We start from the raw sequence: 19,357 nt of genomic DNA, 5'->3' as shown, positions 1-19,357 counted from the left end.
GAGAACAGAGAACAGAGAACAGAGAACAGAGAACAGAGAACAGAGAACAGAGAACAGAGAACAGAGAACAGAGAACGGTTTACGGGCTGGCGCCGGAGCAGTTGCTGCATCGCGGGCGCGTGATCCCGTCCGCCCTCGTCCTCTCCCATGACGAGCAGTTGCGGCGGCTGCGCGCGTCGTGCCCTCCGGCGGTTCCCGTCGCCCGCGTCGCGGGCGACGTGTGTTTCGACCGGATCGGGGCGTCTCTGCCGTGGCGTGCGTATTTCCGGTCGCGGCTCGGTGTCCGGGCCGGGCAGCGGCTCGTGGTCGTCTCGTCCACCTGGGGGGCGAACTCGACGCTGGGCCGCCATCCCGAGCTTCCCGCGCGGCTGCTGGCCGAGTTGCCCGCCGACGAGTACCGCGTCGCGCTGGTGGCGCATCCGAACATCCGGGCGGGGCACGGCGCGTGGCAGATCCGGTCGTGGCTCGCCGACGCCCGCCGGGCCGGGCTCCTGGTGATCCCGCCGCTGGAAGGGTGGCGGGCCGCGGTCGTCGCGGCGGACTGCGTCCTCGGCGATCACGGTTCGGTGGGGCTGTACGGCGCGGCGCACGGCCGGGCGACCATGTTCGCCACGTATGCGGCCGACGAGACCGATCCCGAAACCCCGATGGCGATGCTCGCGGCTCGGGCCCCCCGGCTGGATCACGATGCTCCGCTGCGTCCCCAGGTCGATGCCGCGATCACCGGTGCAGATCCCGCGTTCGCGGCATATCTGGCCGAGCACGCGGTCGCCGGACAGGGCGAGGCCGCCGCACGGCACCGCGCGCTGTTCTACGAACTGCTCGGGCTTCCCGAACCCGCATCTCCCGCCCGCTCGCTACCCGTGCCGCCCGCAGCGCCCGAACCGGCCGGGTGGGGTTACGGCCGTCCGGCCCTGCTCGTCGCGGCGCGAACGGGCGGCCCCGGCGAGCATCCGGTCATCGGTGTCGAACGGGTGCCCGCGATCGTCGCCGACCTGCGGACGCGGCCGCTGCGCGATGTTCATCTCCTCGTGGAGGACACCGAGACCGATCAGTCGCTCCGTGACGTCGCCGCGGTCCTGGTTCGCCGGGCGGACGAGCCCGGGGCGACCGCCGGGCTCACCGCACGCGAGGTGCTGAACCGCAACCCCCGGTGCCGGGTGGTCGCCGACATCGACTCCGGCCGCTGCGCGGTCTGGACGCGCGGCGGCGGACCGACCGTGTTCGACCCGCTTGGTGAGGCGGACGCCGCGTTGTGCGCGTCGGCCGCGCTGGCTCTCGGTGAGGCGCCGTACCCGCCGGAACTGACGATCGGGATCGGAGCCCGGCGGCTCAACGTCGAGGTCAGCCGATCTCGCGGGTGATCCGTTCCCGGACCTGCTCGGCCCGGACGCTGTTGATCCGCGCGTACGCCTCGACGGCCTGCTCCAGATGGCCCCGCCGGTCCTCGGTGCCCGTCTCCGCGAGCTTTTCGAGGATCTGCGCCTCCTGGTAGGCGCGCCCTTCACCGCGCATGATCTCCAGGGCCTCCAGCAGCGCGGCCCGCGCTCCGGAGACGTCGCCGTCGGCGAGCCGCGCCTGACCCAGCGTCGTGAGCGCGCGGCCCTGGTTGTAGCGGTCGGGTTCGGTTCCGGAGCCGTCCTTGCGGGGAATTTCGCCGAACAGCCGGTGCGCGGCCTCCGCCGCGTCGATCGCCGCCGCCCGCTCCCCCAGCCCGAGCCGCGCGCGGGCGATGTGGTGCGACTGGATCGCGGTGCCCCGCGCCCGCCGCCTCGGGTCGGTGCTGCGTTCTTCCAGGTTTTTCGCTCGTTGGAAGAATGGCAGCGCTTCACCGAACTCCCCGGCGTCCAAATAGGCCCGGCCCGAGAACTCTTCCGCGGTCGCCTCGTCCTCTCGCCGGCCCGTCGCCCTCGCCGCCGCCAGGCCCTCCGCGAGGACGGCGTGCGCCTTGGGGAAATCCGCCGTCTCGAAATACGCGCGGCCCAGTCGGCATGCGATCTGGAAGATCCACCGATCGTCTCCCAGTTCGCGGGCGGCGCGCATCCCCGTCTCCAGAACCGGCAGCAGCGAACCGTAGGGGCGCGTGGCCAGTTGCAGCGCCCACTGGGCGTCGCAGAGTTGGACCACGAGGCCGTGCCAGCCGCGTTCGGCCGCCGTGCGCGCGCACGCGCACAGGTTCAGATGCTCGATCTCCAGCCAGCGCACGGCCCGGTTGCGCCCCTGCGCGCCGCCGCCGAAGGCCGATGGCCCGTCGGCGCCGACCGCGACCAGGCGCGGCCGGTAGGGGTTGATCGTGACGTCCGCGACCCATGCCATCGCCAGATACGACTCCACGACCCGGCGGACCGCCCGATCCCGGAGATCCTGCGGAATGTCCCCCGCTTTGCGCACGGCATGGCGGCGCACCCGGTCGTGCAACCGGTAGCGGCCGTTCTCCTCGGTGAGGAGCTGCCAGTCGAGCAGGGTCTCCAGGTCGTCCTCCGTCTCGTCGGCGGACGCTCCGAGCAGCGCGGCGGCCGCCGGCAGAGCGAACGACGCCCCGGACGCGGCCGCCCGGCCCGGCCGGTCGCCGGCGGCCGGATGCAGCCCGAGCAGCAGGAACGCGCGGCGGGCGCGTTCGGGCAACGCCTCGTAGGCGCCATCGCTGACCGCGACGATGCGAGGCCCCTCCGGACCGGCGCCGTCCGCGTCGCGCGCGGCCCGCAGCCGCCGCACCGCCGCCGTGATCTCCCGGCCCGACCGCTTGCGCAGCCAGCCCGCGGCCAGGCACAGCTCGTCCGGCCAGCCCTCGCTCAGCTCCAGCAGCGCCCGGACGGCCTCGGGATCGCCCGCGACCCGCTCCGCGCCGACCATGCGGTCCAGCAGCTCCCGGCACGACGCCTCGTCCAGCGGGCCCACCCGCAGGCGCGTCGCGCCGTAGGCGTCGATCACCGAGTCGAGGTCGTGGTCGGTCGTGACGAGGACGACGGCCTTGTCCGACGACGGCATGACCGCCTCGATCTGGGCGTGGACCTGGACGTTCGCGAGCACCACCAGCAGCTTGGAGTTGAAGGTGCGCGCCCGCCACACCGATTCGAGATCCGCGCCGGACGCCGACAAGTCCTCTTCCGGGACGCCGAGCTGCCGCAACAGCGACGCCAGCAAATCCGTCGCACTTGTCACCGCGCGCCCGGCCGGGCCGTCGAAATCCACGTAAAGGCTGCCGTCGGGAAACGAACCGGCGTTGTCGTGCGCCCAGCGCAACGCCGCGGTACGACGCCCGACCCCGGGCGTTCCGGCCAGCACCACCACCGCCGGGCTCGCCTTGTCCCGCGCCGCCGCGACGGCCGTGTCGATCGCCGCGAACTCGGCCGTGCGGTCGGTGAAATACGCGATGGCCGCCGGGAGGGTGTTCAGCGCCCCCACCCGCCGATCGAGCCTGCCGTGGTAATGATGGTGAATGCTTCCGATGGACCTCGCTTGGACGACGTTGTAGGCATCCCCGTCCGACCGGTTCTCGACACCGCCCGCCTCGTCCATCGACCCCACGATTCCGCTCGCCGCCACAACCCGGTCGCGCGCCAACCTAACCCGTCCACCGGAAAACGCGCGGCCGATTCCCCGAACCCGACCACAAGCGGCCTCTGATCACCCCGCGGCGCCCGGCGGGGTCGGTACTGGGCCCGGTGGCGACGAAGGTGCGGCAGCACCTGCGCGGCAGGCCCGACGTCGTCCAGCGGCGAGGCGACCGGTTTTCCGTCGATCAGCGACCGCATCTACGCCGCGGCCGACTGTCTCAATTGAACGTGATGTTGCCGCTGTTCTCGGTGATCTGGACGACGTTCTGCGCCGTCCCGTTGAAGGAGTTCCCGTGGTTCGCCTGCTGCCACAGCGAACGGATCTCCTTCGCGAAGGCCGGGTCGCGGGCGAATTCCGCTTCGAGCGCCTCGGCCATCTCCTCGGTGGTCCGCGGCTCCCCGGTGATCCGCTGCCGAACGCGCCCGGCCAGGGTCGCAATGGCCGTGCCGGCGCGCTCTCCGACTCCCGTCGCCATCCCCGTGCCCAGGGCACCGGCGATGGCCAAGGTAATCGGGTCCATGAAAGCCTCCTTCTTGCCGGGGAACTCCAAGAGTCAACCACGAGACCCGCCGACCTCGGAAGCGCGTCGGCATCCCGATGAACAGGGCCCGCAGGCAAGAACAGCACGAACGGCGCCCACAGTCGGACATCAGATAACGAATCGGGCACCTACTATCTGCACAGAGCACCATTGCGGTTAGCCGATCCAGTCCCTGGCCGAACGCGGCGAGGCCGACGTCACCCACCTGCCCACCGGTGAATCGCTCTACCGGCACTGCAGCCCCGAGCACCACCACCACGTGGTGTGTCGCTCGTGCGGCGCGGCCGAGGAGATCCGGGAGGGCGCCATCGAGGACTGGGTCGCCCGCGTCGGCGGCGAGCACGGCTACACGCAGCTCACTCACAGCGTCGAGATCTACGGCCTGTGCGCCGTTTGCGCCGCCTGACGAGTCGCATAGACCAAGCGGTACTGGCTGCCGTCCGAGGGCCGCCACGTCCGGCTGAAACTGTCGGCCCGCGCCATCAAGACGGTCGACGAGATCGGGATCGAGGCGGCCGTCGCCCGCATCCGCGCCCGCGGGGAGAAGGTCTGATGGCCAAGGAGAGCAAGATCGCCGCCAACGAGCGCCGCCGAAAGGTCGTCGCCCGGTACGCCGCCCGGCGCGCCGAACTCAAACGGCTGATCGCCGCGCCGCGCACCGACGCCGGGGCCCGCGCGGCGGCCGTCGCCGAACTCCGGCGCCAGCCGCGCGACGCCAGCGCGACCCGCGTCCGCAACCGCGACGCCATCGACGGACGGCCGCGCGGCCACCTGCGGCGATTCGGCGTGTCCCGCGTCCGCTTCCGGGAGATGGCCCACCGCGGCGAACTCCCCGGCGTCACCAAGCTGATCGTGGACCTGTGGGACACGGTCGAGCCCCGGTCCGTCGCGGACGCCCGTCCGGACCGCCGCAAGACCAACCCGCTCAAAGCCGAGCCGGATGCCGGTGCTACAGCGCGGGACCGCGCCGACTCGTGCGCCATCGCTCACGAACAGATGCCGCCACTGCGCGGGGTTTGCGCACCGAGCCCGGTCCGGACGCGGGGCGGCGGGCTCCTTAGTCGCGGGTGCCCTGGTCTCCGCCGCGCGGGTCGTCGGCTCGGGTGCGGCGGCCGGCCAGGACGCGGTCGGCCAGGGCGGTGAGCGTGGCGCGGTCGGCCGGGTCGAGGACGGCGGTCAGGGCGCGGACGCGGGCGCGGACGTCGCGCTCGGCGGTGCGGGCGAGGCGGCGGCCGTGGCCGGTGAGGGTGACCAGGACGGCGCGGCCGTCGCGCGGCGAGGGGACGCGGCGGACCAGGTCGCGGCGTTCGGCGCGGGTTACCAGGCCGGTGACGCTGGACTTGTCGAGGTCGAGATGACGGGCGAGCTGCCGCATCTCGGCGTCGCGGTCGCGCAGGATGCCGAGGAGGCGGACCTGCGGCAGGGACAGGTCGTGCTCGGCCGCCGCGGCGGCCAGGACAGCCTGGACGTGGAAGGAGAGCTGGACGAGCCCGTCGACCAGCGCGTCGGCGGGCGGGTCGGCGGGGCCGGACGGCTGTGCGGGCATGGCGGGCAGTCTAGTTGACTTGGTTTGTTGGGCAAACTAATTTGGTTTGTGTCACCAACTACTTGGAGTTCCGCCATGCCGTCCACCGCGCCCGCGTCCGTGCGCGCCGCCGTCGTCCGCGCCTTCGGCGAGCCGCCCCGCTGCGAGTCCGTGCCGCTGCCCGAGCCGCACGGCGCCCACCAGCGCGTGGTGGACGTCCTCGCGGCGGGACTGCACCCGCGCGTCCGCTCGGCCGCCGACGGCGGCCACTACACCTCCACCGGGGAGCTTCCCCTGGTCCCCGGTGTCGACGGTGTCGGCCGCGACGCCGACGGGAGCCTGCTGTACTTCGCGTTGCCCGACACCGCGTTCGGGTCGATGGCCGAGCGCACCGTGATCGACCGGCGCCGCGCGTTCCCGCTGCCCGCCGACGCCGACCCGGTGGCGGTCGCGGCCGGGATGAACCCGGCGATGTCGTCGTGGGTGGCGCTGCGCCACCGCGCACCCGCGTTCGCGCCGGGGAGCGCCGTGCTGGTACTCGGCGCCACCGGCAACGCCGGCCGGGCGGCCGTCTCGGTCGCGCGGCTGCTGGGCGCGGGCCGCGTGGTCGGGGCGGGGCGGGACGCCGCGCGACTCGCCGCCCTGCCCGCGCTGGGCGCCGACGCGACGGTGCCCCTGGTCGGCGCGGCCGACGAGGTGGCCGGACGGCTCGCCGCGCAGGCCGCGGACGTCGACGTGGTCCTGGACTACCTGTGGGGACCGCCCGCCGCAGCGGCGATGGAGGCACTGGTCCGCGCCCGCGCGGACCGGTCCGCACCGCTGGACTGGGTGCAGATCGGCGCGGTCGCCGGCCCGGAGCTGGCACTGCCGTCAGCGCTGCTACGCGCCGCGAACCTCCGCGTGTCGGGCAGCGGCCAAGGATCGGTCGGCCTCGACGCACTGCTGGCCGACCTGCCGGAGCTGGCCGACCGGATCTGCGCGGGAGACCTGCCGGTGGACGCCGAGGCGGTGCCGCTCGCCGACGTCACCCGCACGTGGACCCAGCCACCACCGGAGGGCCGCCGCGTCGTACTCGTCCCCTGAACCACACCCCAAGCCCGATCCCGCACAGACAATCCCAACGATTCCGCTCCGCGGGCCTGTAACTCAATCGTTTTCACGGGCATAGTCGCGCCAGAACGGCACGGTTGCCTCGGGCGGCCAGGAGTCGGGGTATTCGGGCCGAGGCTCTTCGAACTCCTGGTCGATGTAGTCGAGCAGGTCGGCGCCGTAGGAGATGATGTCGTGGCCCCGCATCGACAGGACCGGGTGGCCGAAGGCGCCGCGGCCCGCAGGCAGGAATCTGTGCGCGTAGACGGGGACCATTCTCGGCACCTCGGCCAGCCGCGACCGTGCCAGGTCGACGGCCGCTTCGCCGGAATCCGGCCGCGCGTCCCAGCCGGGCGGCCAGTGACCGCGCCGAATGTCGCTGAGGAGAAAGTCGATCGGCCAGTCGAGGTGGTTGCGGAGTTCGTCGGGGTCACCGTTGCGCCAGTCCGGCCACGGTCTTTCCCAGGCGTGGGAGACGTCCGGTTCCTCTTCCCGCGGCTCGTGGACCGGCAGTCCAGCGGCGAGGAACGCCCGGTGGTCGTCTGCGAACTCGAAGCCGTACTCGCGCTCGATGCGAGCGAATTCGGCGTCGGTCAGCCCCGCTTCGATCACGCAGCAGTCCAGCCGGACCAGACGGCGCGCGGCCTGCTTTCCGAGCCGGGTCCCCCCTTCGGTGATCACGTCCGAACCGTACCGCCGCCCGGCTCGCCGAGGTCAAGGGATCCGGGTCAGTGGGCGGTGTAGCCGCCGTCGACTGGGAGGGCGATGCCGGTCACGTAGCTCGCGCCGGGGCTGCACAACCACAGGGCGGCCTGGGCGATCTCGTCGGCGGTGGCGAGGCGGTCGATGGCCTGGCCCGGCCTCGGTTCGGACGCGGTCGAGTTCACCGCTCGCGATCATGGCGTCGACCATCGGCGTGCCGATGGTGCCGGGGCGGACGGCGTTGACGCGGACGCCGTCGTCACGTGGCCGGGGCGGCGGCGTACTCGGCGTCGGTGTCGGGCGTCAGCCAGTGGACGCCGACGAAGCCGACGACGCCGCCCGGCCGCGCGGAGCGCAGTGCCTACCGCATGGCCTGCGGAGTGCCGACGCATTCCAGCACGCTGTCGGCGCCGATCCCGCCGGTCAGTTCCTTGATGTGGGCGACACCTTCGTCGTCGCGCTCGGTGATGATGTCGGTCTCGAAGTCGTGGGCCAGCTTCTGGCGGGGTTCGTGCCTGGCGATGATCCGTTCCGCGCCGGTGCCCATCACGTCCGGGACGGCCAGGAGGCCGGGCTAGGGCCGCCGGGACCTCGGCGGCGGCGGCCAGCGTGCCCTGGGCGTTGGGGGTGCGGACGTACTCGGACTGGCGGGCTCGAAGCGGATGTCGCCGGCGCGTGGATCAACTGCTCCGCGCAGGGCCGCCGCGCCCGCCCGCGCGGCGTGCTGCGGGGCCGGTCGCCGGGTGGGCGCTGATCAAGTTCGGTGCCAACGGCCGCACTGGAGATCGCCAAGGGTCGCGGCGGACGGGGTGGTCTCCGGCGTCGGCGGGGCAGGTTCCCGCACGGGGCGACCCTCACCGCCGTTCTTCCTGTCCGTTCGCGGTGACGCCGGCGACGAGGTCGCCGCGCTGTGGACGGGCCTCGCGGACGGCGCGGCGGTCATCGAGGAGTTCGGCCCGTCGCCGTGGGCGCCCGCGTTCGGGATGCTGCGCGACCGTTTCGGCGTCACGTAGATCCTCGCGGCCGAGTACGCCTAGAGGATCTCCCGCAGGTCGCGGCGCATCTGCGTCACCTCTTCGCCGCCCGCCATGTGCCGGACGAGCTCGTCCAGCGTGATGTCGGAGGCGGCGGCGTCGATGGCGACCGCACCCCGTTTGAGGACGACGAACCGGTCCCCGACCGCCCACGCGTGGTGCGCGTTGTGCGTGATGAGGACGACGCCGACGCCCTGCCGCTTGGCGCGCACCGCATAGCGCAGCACCGTCTCGGCCTGGCGGACGCCGAGCGCGGACGTCGGCTCGTCCAGCAGCAGCACCCGCGCGCCGAAGTACACGGCCCGCGCGACCGCGACGGACTGCCGCTCGCCGCCGGACAGCGTGGAGATCGGCCGTTCGGGGTCGGTGAGGCGGATGCCGATGGACGCGAGTTGCTCCTCGGTGATCGCGCGGGCCTTCCGCTTGTCGAACCGCGCGAGCGGTCCCCGGCCCCGGACGGGCTCGTGCCCCATGAAGAAGTTCCGGTAGACGGGCAGGGCGGGGACCATCGCGAGGTCCTGGAAGACGGTCGCGATGCCGCGGTCGAGGGCGTCCCTCGGGTCGGCGAAGCGCACGGGTTCGCCGTCGACGGCGAGCGTGCCGCCGTCCGGGGCCGTCACGCCCGACAGCACCTTGATCAGGGAGGACTTGCCCGCGCCGTTGTCACCCAGCAGGCACGTGATCTGCCCGGCTCGGACGGCCAGGTCCACGGACGTCAGCGCCCGCACCGTCCCGTACGCCTTGCTGACGCCGCGCGCCTCGAAGACGACGGCCTGGTCATCGGTCATCGCGCAACCGCCTCATCGTGAACTCCCGCGCCGTGTTGTTGCTGGTGACGGCGATCAGCAGAAGGATTCCGAGCAGTGCCTGGAACCAGTTGGTGTCGATGTCGGTGAAGTAGAAGCCCTGGTAGACGAGGCCGAAGAACAGCGCGCCGAAGACCGTCCCGATCGGTGTGCCGAGCCCGCCGAACAGGAACGTCCCGCCGATGACGGCGGCGACGATGACCTCGAACTGCAGGCTGCTGCCGTCCGCCGCGTTCGCGGTGTTGGTGCCGAGCGCCGCGAGGACGCCGGACAGCCCGGCCCCGGCGGCGGCGAGGACGAACATCAGGATCTTCACGCGGGCCACCGGGATGCCCGCGCGCTCGGCGGACGCGCGGGCGCCGCCCGTCACCGAGATCCAGTTGCCGAAGCGCGTGCCGCCGAGCACCCACGCGGCCAGGACGCTGAGGACGAGCCACCACGCGGCGGCGACCGGGAACCAGTCGGTGATGTTCCCCTTGAAGAGGGACAGCAGGGGGTCGCCGTCGAGGGCGTCGGTGACGCCCGCGATGGTCGTCCCGCCGAGGTTGCCGTTGGCTATGGCGGCCGCTCCCCCGGCGACGATGAACATCGTCGCGAGCGTCACCAGGAACGACGGGATGGACGTCCGGACGGAGAGAATCCCGTTCACCAGGCCGATCGCCGCGCAGACCGCGAGCGTCAGCAGCAGCGCCGACCACAGCGACCAGCCGTGGACGACCGCGTACCCGAAGACGATCTCGGCCGCGCCGACCGTGGACCCGACGGACAGGTCGAACTCGCCCGCGACCATCAGCAGCGTCATCGGGGCCGCGACGATCCCGATCGTCGCCGACACCTGGAACACGTTGCGGATGCCGAGCGCCGACAGGAACCCGTCGTCCCCGCCCGCGACCGCGAAGATCACGAAGACGACGACCGTGCTGGCGACCGCCGTCAGCTCCGGCCGCAGCAGGGCCCGGCGGCCCGGCGCGGTCATGTGCGCGATGGCCACGTCAGTGAATCCCTTCCGCGGCGGCCTTCTGGTATCCGGCGATGTTGTCGCGGGTCACCAGGAACGGGCCGGTCGCCATGACGGGGTCGGCGGGCTTGAGCCCGTACCGGACGTACTGGTGGCAGACGAGCGCGGCCCAGTAGCCCTGGAGGTACTGCTGCTGGTCGAGGGCGAAGGCGAGCTTCCCGTCCTTGACCGCGCCGAGGATCTGCGCGCTGGTGTCGATCGTCGCCCAGGTGAGTTTGTCCGCGCGGGCACCGGTGGCGTCGCGCGCGGCGAGGACGGCGGGCGCGAAGACGACGCCGGTGGTGAACACCGCGTCGATCGACGGATCGCGCGCCAGCTTCGCTTCGATCGTTCCAGCGATGGACGCGGTCGTGCCGGACGCCTCCCGCAGCGACATGTAGAGCCAGTCGGTCTTGCCGCTGAAGCCCTGCTTGAACCCGTCGTTGCGCTGGTCGGTGAGCGGCAGCGAGCCGGGCGCGAGCGTCACGACCAGCGGGTGCTTGACGCCGCGGCGGGCGAGTTCCTGTCCGCCCGTCCGGCCCTGCGCGGTCTCGTCCGAGCCGATGTACGTCAGCGCGCCGTACTTCTCGGCCTCCTGGTAGCCCGCGTTGGCGAACACGACGGGAATCCCGGCGCCGATCGCCTTCTCGACCTCCGGTCCCTGGGCGGACGGGGTGTCGAAGGTGACGATCATGCAGTCCGGCTTCTCCGCGACCGCGTTCTGCAGGAGCCGCTTCTCCTGGGCCGGGTCGCTCGCCTTGGTGTTGGCGGGCGCGCCCTGGAAGACGACGTCGTCGCCGAGGGCCTTCCCGGCGGCCTGGTAGCCCTTGACGATCGGGGCGTCGAAGGGCGCGGGCTGCGGCACGTCCCGCACGTAGACGATCTTGAGCCGGGGGCCGCCCGCGGCCGCGCCGCCCGACGACCCGCACGCGGTCGCGAGCGCCGCGACGGCGGTGATCGCCGCGGCGGTGCGCACCCCGGTGCGCAGGTTCGAGTGCTTCACGTTGCGCTCCCTTCCCGGGACCGGCGTTCGGCCCGGTCCGCCCCCTGTGACGCAGCTCACCGGGGCGTGTAACGAACGACTATCGGCGCGCGCCGGAGCGGTGTCAATAGATTCTTGTCAGTCTTGAAAATTTTTCTGGGCCGTGCGATCGTCCCTGCCATGCGATGGCCAGAGGGGTTCATATGGGGCACGGGAGCGTCGGCGACTCAGGCGGAGGGGGCCGCGCCGGCCTCCGACTGGCACGCGTGGGAACGGCTCGGCCGCGCCCCCGCGTCCGGTGACGGCAACGGGTTCGCCCGCTCGTACGCGGCGGACTTCGCGCTCTACGCCGGGCTCGGGCTGCGCCACCACCGGATGTCGGTCGACTGGGCGCGGCTGGAACCGGAGCCGGGCCGCCGCGACCGCGCCGAGGTCGCGCGCTACCGGGACGTCCTGCGCGCCGCCGCCGACGCCGGGATCACGCCGTGGCTGTGCCTGCTGCACTTCACGCTGCCCGCGTGGTTCGCGGACGACGGCGGGTTCGCCGACGAGCGGACGTGGCGGCGGCGCTGGCCCGACCACGTCGAGTTCGTCGCGGACGCGTTCGGCGACCTCGTCGGCGGCTGGCAGCCCGTCAACGAACCCAACTACTACCCGTGGATCGCCTACGGCGGCGGCCCGTTCCCGCCCGGCCGCGACGACCCCGACGAGTTCGGCCGCGTCAGCGAGGGCATCCACCTCGCCACCGCCGAGGCGGCGCGGCGGCTGCGCGCCACCGGCCGGCCCGTCGCGTCGATCTACGGGCTCTCGACGGCGGTCGCGCTGGACGACTCCGCCGCGACGGCCGCGCGGATCGCCGAGCACCGGGCCGACCACTGGGCGTCCTGGCTCGGCCTCGTCCGCGACGGCGTGCTGCGCGTCCGGGACCGGCCGCCGATCGAGGCCCCCGACCTCGCGGGCGTCTTCGACATGATCGGGTTCTCGTACTACCGGACGGTGGGCGTGCGCGACGGCGCGCCCGTCGGGTACCCGTCCGGCGCGCCGCGCTCGGACATGGGGTACCGGGTCTCGGCGGACGGCCTGCGGCTCGTCCTGGACGAGCTGCGCCGCGAACTGCCCGGCACGCCGCTGCTCGTCGCGGAGTACGGCGTCGGCACGGCCGACGACGGGCTGCGCGCCGCGTACCTGCGCGACGGACTCGCCGTCGTCCGGGCCGCCATCGCGGACGGCGCGGACGTCCGGGGCTTCTTCCACTGGACGGGCGTGGACAACTACGAATGGCTGCGCGGCCACGACGTGTCGTTCGGCCTCATCGACCGGGACCGGAACGTCCGGCCGAGCGCGGCCGTCCTCCGCCGCGAAGCGCTCGGCTGACCGCTCAGCCCGCCGCCGCGCGGACGGCCCGCATCAGCTCCAGGGCGCGGGCGTCGCAGCGCGGCGGCAGCGCGATCCGCTTGACCGTGTAGCCGAACGCCAGATCGTGGAACGGGTCGCAGACGCCCGCCGAGCCGCCCAGCCCGTCGTGCCCGAACGCCCACGCGCTGCCGTAGGCGAGCCGGGGCGCGACGGGCCGCTGGAACACGATCCCGTAGCGGAACGGCAGGCCGGAGAGCAGGTCGTCGCCCTGGACCTGGAGTTGCGCGACCTGCGCCACGGCGTCGGCCCCGGCGATCGGCTCCGCGCCGACGTCGTGGCGCAGCGCCGCGTACATCCGGGCGAGGCCGTGCGCGGTCGCGAGCCCGGCGAGGGCGGCGGGGCCGACGCGGCGGGGTTCCTCGGCGTTGACCCAGTCCCAGACCGGGCCGCAGTCGCGCGGGGCGATGAAGGCGTCCAGCGTGTCGGGTTCGGCGGGCCGGATCGCGTCGGCGTTCGCCGTGATCTCCTCGACGGTCGGCAGGTCCACGGGGACGACGCGGTGGTCCAGTTCGGGCGGGACGCCGAGGTGGACGTCGATGCCGCGCGGCGCGGCGACGTCGTCGCGGAAGACCTGCGCGAGGGGGCGTCCGGTGACGCGGCGGACGAGTTCGTCCGCGAGCGTCCCGATCGTCACGCCGTGGTACGCGAACGCCGCGCCGGGGTGCCAGAGCGGGCGCTGCGCGGCCAGCCGCCGGGCGAGTCCGTCGTGGCCGAGGAGTTCGGCGGCGCCGTAGCCGCCGTCCACGGTCGGGAGTCCGGCCTGGTGGGACAGGAGCCGGCGGACGGTGACGTCCTGTTTCCCGGCGGCGGCGAATTCGGGCCAGTAGTCCGCCACGCGCGCGTCGAGGTCGAGCAGTCCGCGCCCGACCAGCAGCGCGACGGTCACGCCGATCGCGCCCTTTCCGCAGGAGAAGACGGGCAGCAGCGCGTCGTCGTCCCACGGGCCGCAGGCCAGGTCGACGACGGGCGTCGCGCCCCGGTACGCGGTGAACTGGGCGCAGTACGTCGGGTCCGCGGCGGCGAGCGCCGCGAAGGCGTCGCGCACGGCCTCGTAGCCGGGCGCGACGCGGCCCCGGACGTCTGGAGCGGTCATGGCCGATATTATACAGTCCTGTAAAGAAATTCCTCCTCTATCGTGGACCGGCACCGCATCCCCTCCAGGGAAGGACCTCGCATTGGCGGACAGCCCGACTGACGAGCCGCGCGCGCCGCGCAAGCGCGCCCCGGCGGACGGCGCGAAGCGCCAGCCGCGCGGCGAGGCCCGCCGCCAGGCCATCCTGGACGCCGCCATCGAGGCCCTGGCCCGCAAGGGCCAGCGCGGCCTGCGGCTCACCGAGCTGGCCGAAGGGCTCGGGATCAAGCACTCGCACCTGATCTACTACTTCGGCAGCAAGGCGCGGCTGCTCAGCGAGGCGGTCGAGGAACGCGAGCGGCGCGAGCGGTGGTTCTACCGGATTCCGGACGAGATGGTGAGCCTCGGCGAGCTGTACGACGCCGCGAAGCTCATCAAGGAGAACGCGCTCTTCACCCGGCTCTACATCGTCCTGGCGGCAGAAAGCCTCGATCCGGACGACAGCCTGCACGAGTTCTTCGTGAACCGCTACGACCGCGCCCGGCAGCGCATCGTCACGGCGGTCACCACGGACAAGGCGGCCGGGCGCGTCCGCCCGGACGCCGACGCGGAGCAGATCAGCTACGAGGTCATCTCGATGATGATGGGCCTGGAGATCCAGTGGCTGATGGACCCCGACAACGTCGATTACCTCGCCGTCATGCGCAAATACACCGAACAGCTCCACGACCGCTTCGCCGTTCCCGAGAGCGAGCGCGCGGCGGACGAGTGAGCGCCCGTCCGCCGCGCACCCGGCGGATCAGCGGCACCGACACCCCACCAGGCGGCGGGTCGAGAATTCCTCGGCCCGCCGCCGTCGCATGTCCGGACTCGAAAAAGCGAATCTCCCGTGCGTCGCGGCAGGTCACGCGCGGGATACCCGGATTGGTATAACAAGACCGGCAATTGGCATTGGTTCCGCGAATTTCGGCGAGTGCATGATACCGGCACGCTCCCGGATGGCGGCGCCGATGATCCACCGCGTTATCCCGAAAACCCGATGACGGAGAGATCCCATGCTGACCGAACGCGCCGCCGAACTCGACGCCGCCGACGCCCTCGCCCACGTCCGCGACCGCTTCCTGCTCCCCGAAGGGGTCGTCTACCTCGACGGGAACTCGCTCGGCGCGCTGCCCGCCGCCGTGCCCGCCGCCGTCGAGGACGCGGTGCGGCGACAGTGGGGCGTCGACCTGATCCGCTCCTGGAACGGCAACGGCTGGTGGGACGCGCCGATCCGCGTCGGCGACGCGCTCGGGCGGCTGCTCGGCGCGGCCCCCGGCCAGGTCGTCGTCGGGGACTCCACCAGCGTCCAGTTGTTCAACACGCTGGTCGCGGCGGCGCGGCTGCGGCCCGGCCGCCGCCTGCTGCTGACCGACCCCGACCACTTCCCCACGGACCAGTACATCGCGGACTCGGTGGGGCGGCTGCTCGGGCTGGAGGTCCGCCGGGTGCCCGCGCGGGACGCCGCAGCGGCGCTGGCCGCGTACGGCGCGGACGTCGCGGTCGCCGCGTACGCCCCGGTGGACTACCGCACCGGCGAGCTGTACGACATGGCCGCGCTCACCGCCGCCGCGCACGGCGCCGGGGCGCTCGCCCACTGGGACCTGTGCCACGCGGCGGGCGCGCTGCCGGTCGGGCTCGACGCGATCGGCGCGGACTTCGCGGTCGGCTGCGGCTACAAGTACCTGTCCGGCGGCCCCGGCGCACCGGCGTTCGCGTACGTCGCGCAGCGCCACCAAGCCGACTTCGACCACCCGGTCACCGGCTGGCACGGGCACGCGGAGCCGTTCGCGATGTCCGGCGCGTACGCCCCCGCGCCGGGCGTCGCCCGCGCCCGGATCGGCACGCCGCCGCTGCTGTCGCTGCTCGCGCTGGAGGCCGCGCTGACGGCGTACGACGGCGTGGAGATGGCGGACGTCCGCGCCAAGGGCACGTCCCTGACCGGCTTCTTCCAGGAATGCGCCGACGCGCTGCTGGACGGCCTCGGCTTCACCGCCGTCACGCCGCGCGACCCCGCCCGGCGCGGCAGCCAGGTCTCGCTCCGCCACCCCGAGGCGTATCCGCTGGTCGCCGCGCTGACCGCGCGCGGCGTGATCGGCGACATGCGCGCCCCCGACCTGCTCCGGTTCGGGTTCAACGCCCTCTACGTCACGCACGCCGACGTCCTGCACGCCGTGCGGGAGCTGCACGACATCGCGACGACGGGCGCGCACCGCGCCCCGGAGTTCCAGCAGCGCCCGACGGTCACCTGAACGCGCGGGCCCGGGCCCGCACGCGCTTCTCGACGCCCATCCCCCCGAAAGGACCGTCAGATGCGACATGCCCGAAGGAACACCGCCCTGGCCGCCGCGGCCGCCGCCGTCACGGCCACCGCGCTGATCGGGACCGGCACGGCCGGCGCCGGTCCGGCCCCCGATCCGAACATCCCCGACGTCTGCGCCGACCGCCGCCCCGAACCGGCCGATCCCGGCTCGTACGGAATGCAGTTGGACGGCACTTTCCGGCACCCCTCCCTCACGCCGGTCGACGAGGAGAACGGGCATCCCTTCCCCGGCCGCAACAAGAATTACGACACCCGCTCGTACATCAGGAACATGAAGGTCGAGGCCGCCTACGAGGGCGCCGACTTCACCCCCGACTACTGGCACACCTGGCAGAACATCGTCGATTTCGACGGCCGCCGCTACCTTTTCCAGTACGACCGCTCGGAGGGCCGCGTCTACGACGTCACCGACGTGAAGAAGGTGAAGGTCGTCGAGAAGCTGAGCCGCGGGGACGTGGACGGCGACGAGACGAAGCCGAACCGCGACTGGGCGGCGAACGACTACTGGGGCGCGTCCACGATCCAGTGGAACAAGCGGCTGAACGCCTACGTCATGGTCCAGAGCTTCGAGAGCAAGCGCCAGATCGACGACCTGCTGGACGACCCGGCGAAGGACAAGTACCACAACCCCGACGGCGTGAAGAAGGTGCGGAGCAAGCCGGGCCTGAAGGGCTTCAAGGTCTACCGCCTCGACGGCCCGCGCAAGAAGGACTGGAAACTCCTCGCGACCGTCTCCACCGATTCCACGCAGCGCGACCCGCTGCACAGCGACACGTCCAAGGCGCAGCAGGGCTCCGGCTCGCTCGACGTGCCGTACTGGACGGGCGAGCGGTACATGTTCATCGCCACGGCCCCCGACGACACCTACTCCGGCAGCGAGTACCCGACCAACCTGTACTCGGCGGGCTACCAGTCCTGGGACATGGCCGATCCCGCCCACCCGAAGCTGCTCGACACCTGGCACCTGCCCGGCCAGCGCACCGGTGAGGACGCGGCGTACGCCAAGAACCCGCGCTGCGGCAACCACACGAGCTGGATGGGCGCGCGGATGCCGCTGTTCCTGCCGAAGCCCGTGGAGCGGGGCGGCCGGTACGCGTTCGCCGCGATGGGCGGCTACGGGCTGACCGTGCTGGACGTCTCCGACCCGGCGCACATGCGGACGGTGAGCCACCTGGACCTGCCCGCGTCGGTGTCGGGCACCGAGGGCGACAACATCGACGTCTCCCAGTACGAGAAGACCGGGATGATCTACTTCTCCGGTTACCCGCTCACCGAGGACTGCTACGAGCCGTACAAGGACGTCTACCAGATCGACGTCAAGGACCCGAAGAATCCCCGCGTCGTCGGGGCGCTCCCCCGCCCGACGCCGCCCCGGTCCGCCGGATTCACGGACTACTGCCAGCGGCGCGGCAGTTTCGGGCCGAAGCGCACCGGCTACTACACCAATCCCGGCCGGCACACGCCGGGCGTTCTCGGCTACGGCTTCTACAACGCGGGCGTGCAGTTCTTCGACGTCTCCAACCCCGCGAAGCCGGAGATCACCGCGTACTTCGTCCCGAAGGCGTACGCCGCCGACACCCCCGACTACGCCTACGGCAACCAGACCCACGGCATCTACGTGGAATGGGACCGCAACATCGCCTGGGCGATGACCAATCACGGCATCTACGCGCTGTCCTCGCGCAAGGTGCTGGGGAAGCCGGACCTGAACCGGCCCGCCAAGCCGTTCCGCAACAGCGAGTTCTGAGACGACCCGCGGGGGCGGCGTGAGCCGCCCCCGACCCACCCCCCCCCGCTCAGAAGGACAGTTATGGCTTCCTCGGAAAAGTCCGCGCCGCCGCCGACCGAAACAAGGACACCGGCGCGGGACGGCGAAAAGCTCGTCCGCGCCCTCACCCACCGCCAGACCACCATGATCGGGCTGGGCTCCGCGCTCGGCACCGGCCTGTTCCTCGGCTCCGGGTCGGCCATCGGCGCCGCCGGGCCCGCCGTGATCGTCTCGTACGCGGTCGGGGCCGTGCTGGTCGGCGTCATCGCCGTGCTGCTCGGCGAGATGTCCGCCGCGCACCCCGTCCAGGGCTCGTTCGGCGCGGTCGCGCAGCGGTACCTCGGGCCGTGGGCCGGGTTCCTGAGCCGCTGGCTGTACTGGTTCAGCGCCGTCGTGGTCATCGGCACGGAGGTCGTCGCGTCGGCGCTCTACATCCGCTGGTGGTGGCCGGGCGTGCCGATGTCGGCGGCGATCCTGGCGGTCGCGGCGGTCGTCCTGGCGATCAACGTCATCAGCGTGAAGTCGTTCGGCACCGCCGAGTTCTGGCTGTCCACGATCAAGGTCGTGGCGCTGTGCGCGTTCGTCCTGTGCGCCGCGCTGCTGGTCTTCTTCGGGCTGCCCGACACCGAGGCGACCGGGTTCGCGCACCTCACCGACGACGGCGGGTTCCTGCCGCACGGCGCCAGCTCGATCTGGATCGCGATGTCGGTGGTGATGTTCGCGTACGCGGGGTTCGAGGTCGTGGCCATCGCGTCGGCCGAGGCCGCCGACCCGCAGCGGACGATCCGGACGGCGATGCGGCAGCTCGCGTGGCGGCTGGCGTTCTTCTACGTCCTGTCGATCGTCCTGGTGACGGCGCTGATCCCGTGGCGGAACCTGGCGGCGGGCGACGGGAGCGTGGAGGCGAGCCCGTTCGTCCGGGTCTTCTCCGACGTCGGCGTGCCCGCCGCCGCGACCGTCACCAACGCGGTCGTGCTCATCGCCGCGATGTCCGCCGCGAACGCCCACCTGTACGGCGCGTCCCGGCTGCTGCACTCGCTCGGCGACGACGGGCTGGCGCCCCGGGCGACGGCGCGGCTCAGCGGCCGGGGCGTGCCCGCCGTGGCGCTGGCGTCGTCCAGCGCGGGGATCGCGGCGGCCGCACTGCTCGCCTTCTACGACGTGGGCGGCCTTTTCTCGATCTTCATGTCCATCGCGCTGTTCGCGGTCCTGCTGGTGTGGCTGCTGATTCTCGCCGCCTACGTCGCTTTCCGGCGGCACCGGAACGCGAATCCCGGGGAATTCACCGGATTCAGCGTTCCGGGCGGCAGCGGGCTGGCGGCCGTCGCGAGTGCCGGGGTCGTCGCGGTCGCGGCGACGGCGGTCAAGGTGCCGGACATGCGGCGGGCCGCGGGAATCGGGCTGGCGTTCACCGTCGTCCTGCTTGGCTGCTACGCGCTGACGGCCCTGCGCCGGAAATAGCGATGGCAAGGAGGAGACTCCTTGCCACTACCAACATATAGCGC

General features: G+C 72.5%; 19 protein-coding genes and 1 pseudogene. 10 read left to right on the top strand and 10 right to left on the bottom strand.

Going from position 1 to position 19,357, the window contains the following annotated elements:
• A partial coding sequence (locus G339_RS41220) for a hypothetical protein (RefSeq protein ID WP_205625655.1) occupies positions 1-1,364 on the top strand: 1,364 nt, incomplete at its 5' end.
• Here G339_RS41220 and G339_RS0128325 read toward each other — a convergent pair.
• Positions 1,345-3,405, bottom strand: coding sequence for a hypothetical protein (locus tag G339_RS0128325; protein ID WP_019634441.1), 2,061 nt, complete (start codon positions 3,403-3,405; stop codon positions 1,345-1,347). The two genes, G339_RS41220 and G339_RS0128325, sit on opposite strands and share 20 nt — an antisense overlap.
• Before the next feature lie 370 nt (positions 3,406-3,775).
• Entirely contained in the window at positions 3,776-4,078 is a 303-nt protein-coding gene (locus G339_RS0128320; protein ID WP_157408066.1) for a hypothetical protein, read from the bottom strand.
• 184 nt (positions 4,079-4,262) lie between these two features.
• Here G339_RS0128320 and G339_RS38245 point away from each other — a divergent pair, with 184 nt between their 5' ends.
• Positions 4,263-4,505: a transcriptional repressor gene (locus tag G339_RS38245; protein WP_084693461.1), complete on the top strand. Its 243-nt coding sequence runs from the start codon at positions 4,263-4,265 to the stop codon at positions 4,503-4,505.
• Positions 4,506-4,651: 146 nt separating this feature from the next.
• Positions 4,652-4,945 (top strand): annotated as a pseudogene (gene rpsN, locus G339_RS38235) (30S ribosomal protein S14); the annotation flags it as partial.
• A gap of 211 nt (positions 4,946-5,156) precedes the next feature.
• Here rpsN and G339_RS0128305 read toward each other — a convergent pair.
• A complete protein-coding gene (locus G339_RS0128305) occupies positions 5,157-5,645 on the bottom strand; it encodes a MarR family winged helix-turn-helix transcriptional regulator (RefSeq protein WP_019634437.1) in 489 nt (162 codons plus the stop codon).
• 75 nt (positions 5,646-5,720) lie between these two features.
• Here G339_RS0128305 and G339_RS0128300 point away from each other — a divergent pair, with 75 nt between their 5' ends.
• Positions 5,721-6,707, top strand: coding sequence for a hypothetical protein (locus G339_RS0128300; protein WP_019634436.1), 987 nt, complete (start codon positions 5,721-5,723; stop codon positions 6,705-6,707).
• Positions 6,708-6,770: 63 nt separating this feature from the next.
• On the opposite strand, the gene G339_RS0128295 is transcribed toward G339_RS0128300, so the two are convergent.
• The 3 genes from G339_RS0128295 to G339_RS38230 all read right to left on the bottom strand — a co-directional run bounded on the left by G339_RS0128295 (position 6,771) and on the right by G339_RS38230 (position 7,965).
• A complete protein-coding gene (locus G339_RS0128295; RefSeq protein ID WP_019634435.1) occupies positions 6,771-7,394 on the bottom strand; it encodes a hypothetical protein in 624 nt (207 codons plus the stop codon).
• 47 nt (positions 7,395-7,441) lie between these two features.
• Positions 7,442-7,600 carry an SDR family oxidoreductase gene (locus G339_RS0128290; protein WP_019634434.1) on the bottom strand — a complete coding sequence of 53 codons (159 nt, stop codon included), beginning with the start codon at positions 7,598-7,600 and terminating at the stop codon, positions 7,442-7,444.
• Between the two features lie 176 nt (positions 7,601-7,776).
• Positions 7,777-7,965 (bottom strand): hypothetical protein, encoded by a 189-nt coding sequence (locus tag G339_RS38230; RefSeq protein WP_240489924.1) that lies wholly within the window; start codon positions 7,963-7,965, stop codon positions 7,777-7,779.
• Positions 7,966-8,224: 259 nt separating this feature from the next.
• On the opposite strand from G339_RS38230, the gene G339_RS35630 reads away from it, so the two are divergent.
• Positions 8,225-8,428 carry a VOC family protein gene (locus G339_RS35630; protein ID WP_019634432.1) on the top strand — a complete coding sequence of 68 codons (204 nt, stop codon included), beginning with the start codon at positions 8,225-8,227 and terminating at the stop codon, positions 8,426-8,428.
• A gap of 20 nt (positions 8,429-8,448) precedes the next feature.
• On the opposite strand, the gene G339_RS0128275 is transcribed toward G339_RS35630, so the two are convergent.
• Genes G339_RS0128275 through G339_RS35620 form a run of 3 tightly spaced genes read right to left on the bottom strand, consistent with a single transcriptional unit; the run spans position 8,449 to position 11,255 of the window.
• The gene (locus tag G339_RS0128275; RefSeq protein ID WP_019634431.1) at positions 8,449-9,237 is read right to left on the bottom strand and encodes an ATP-binding cassette domain-containing protein; all 789 of its coding nucleotides are present in this window, start codon (positions 9,235-9,237) and stop codon (positions 8,449-8,451) included.
• A complete protein-coding gene (locus tag G339_RS35625) occupies positions 9,227-10,246 on the bottom strand; it encodes an ABC transporter permease (protein ID WP_019634430.1) in 1,020 nt (339 codons plus the stop codon). Before G339_RS35625 ends, G339_RS0128275 begins: the two co-directional genes overlap by 11 nt.
• A 1-nt stretch (position 10,247) precedes the next feature.
• Entirely contained in the window at positions 10,248-11,255 is a 1,008-nt protein-coding gene (locus G339_RS35620) for a substrate-binding domain-containing protein (protein WP_019634429.1), read from the bottom strand.
• A 159-nt stretch (positions 11,256-11,414) separates the two neighbouring features.
• Between G339_RS35620 and G339_RS0128260 the strand changes: the two genes are divergently transcribed.
• On the top strand, positions 11,415-12,608 hold the full coding sequence (locus G339_RS0128260) for a family 1 glycosylhydrolase (protein WP_019634428.1): 1,194 nt from the start codon (positions 11,415-11,417) through the stop codon (positions 12,606-12,608).
• Between the two features lie 4 nt (positions 12,609-12,612).
• On the opposite strand, the gene G339_RS0128255 is transcribed toward G339_RS0128260, so the two are convergent.
• Complete coding sequence (locus tag G339_RS0128255; RefSeq protein WP_019634427.1) at positions 12,613-13,743, bottom strand: serine hydrolase domain-containing protein; 1,131 nt, start codon at positions 13,741-13,743, stop codon at positions 12,613-12,615.
• Between the two features lie 82 nt (positions 13,744-13,825).
• Here G339_RS0128255 and G339_RS0128250 point away from each other — a divergent pair, with 82 nt between their 5' ends.
• The 4 genes from G339_RS0128250 (at position 13,826) to G339_RS0128235 (ending at position 19,313) form a co-directional block, all read left to right on the top strand.
• Entirely contained in the window at positions 13,826-14,494 is a 669-nt protein-coding gene (locus G339_RS0128250) for a TetR/AcrR family transcriptional regulator (RefSeq protein ID WP_019634426.1), read from the top strand.
• Positions 14,495-14,777: 283 nt separating this feature from the next.
• On the top strand, positions 14,778-16,013 hold the full coding sequence (gene kynU, locus G339_RS0128245; RefSeq protein WP_019634425.1) for a kynureninase: 1,236 nt from the start codon (positions 14,778-14,780) through the stop codon (positions 16,011-16,013).
• 60 nt (positions 16,014-16,073) lie between these two features.
• On the top strand, positions 16,074-17,831 hold the full coding sequence (locus G339_RS0128240; RefSeq protein WP_019634424.1) for an LVIVD repeat-containing protein: 1,758 nt from the start codon (positions 16,074-16,076) through the stop codon (positions 17,829-17,831).
• A 63-nt stretch (positions 17,832-17,894) separates the two neighbouring features.
• The gene (locus tag G339_RS0128235) at positions 17,895-19,313 is read left to right on the top strand and encodes an amino acid permease (RefSeq protein WP_019634423.1); all 1,419 of its coding nucleotides are present in this window, start codon (positions 17,895-17,897) and stop codon (positions 19,311-19,313) included.
• The last annotated feature ends 44 nt before the right edge of the window (positions 19,314-19,357 follow it).

This window comes from Actinomadura atramentaria DSM 43919, from assembly GCF_000381885.1.
Taxonomy (GTDB): domain Bacteria; phylum Actinomycetota; class Actinomycetes; order Streptosporangiales; family Streptosporangiaceae; genus Spirillospora; species Spirillospora atramentaria.
The sequence above is the reverse complement of the archived record's forward strand: the minus strand, read 5'-3'. Positions and strand labels throughout refer to the sequence as shown.